Source organism: Pseudomonas kitaguniensis (assembly GCF_009296165.1).
GTDB lineage: Bacteria > Pseudomonadota > Gammaproteobacteria > Pseudomonadales > Pseudomonadaceae > Aquipseudomonas > Aquipseudomonas kitaguniensis.
In genome coordinates this window covers 1-691 of sequence record NZ_VUAZ01000257.1, presented here as the reverse complement: position 1 = coordinate 691, position 691 = coordinate 1, and the positions used below count along the sequence as shown (strand labels likewise).

The following is a 691-nucleotide window of genomic DNA, read 5'->3' as shown; positions in this document are numbered from 1 at the left end:
GGGGTGCGTTCGGACAAACTGCCGCCCAACGGCTGGCCGTCGAACGTCAGCTTACCGAGGGCCGGGGTCAGCAGCCCCGCCACCACACGCGCCAAGGTGGATTTGCCGGAGCCCGACTCGCCGATCACGCCGATGGCCTGGCCGCGTCGTACGTTGAGGTCGATGTCTTCGAGTACACGAATCGACGGCATGCCTTGCAGGTTTTTGTTGCCGTAGCCGGCTGTGAGGTTGCTGATGGTCAGCAACGGCACTTCTTCGGCAACGCCGCACGCGGCCGAATGTTGGTGTCGGGGCGCGCGGCGGCCAGCAGGCTGCGCGTGTATGCATGGCTCGGGGCCTTGAGCAGCGGCGCGGTGGCGCTTTGTTCGAGGATTTGCCCGCCGTTGAGCACCACGATCTGGTCGGCCATCTGCGCCACCACCGCCAGGTCGTGCGACACGTACACCGCCGTGGTGCCGCGCTCGCGCACTACTCGCTTGAAAGCACGCAACACGTCGATTTGGGTGGTCACATCGAGCGCCGTGGTCGCTCGTCGAGCACCACCAGCAGCGGGTCGCTGATCAGCGCCATGGCGGCCATCACCCGTTGCAGTTGCCCGCCGGACACCTGGTGCGGGTAGCGTTGGCCAATGCGCTCCGGGTCTGGCAGCGCCAGGTCGCGGAACAGTCCGATGGCTTTGGCGTGCAGGTCA

The 691-nt window shown here is 66.6% G+C and carries 1 pseudogene; it reads right to left on the bottom strand.

The features are described from left to right. Positions 1 to 691 (bottom strand): annotated as a pseudogene (locus tag F0169_RS27235) (ATP-binding cassette domain-containing protein); the annotation flags it as partial.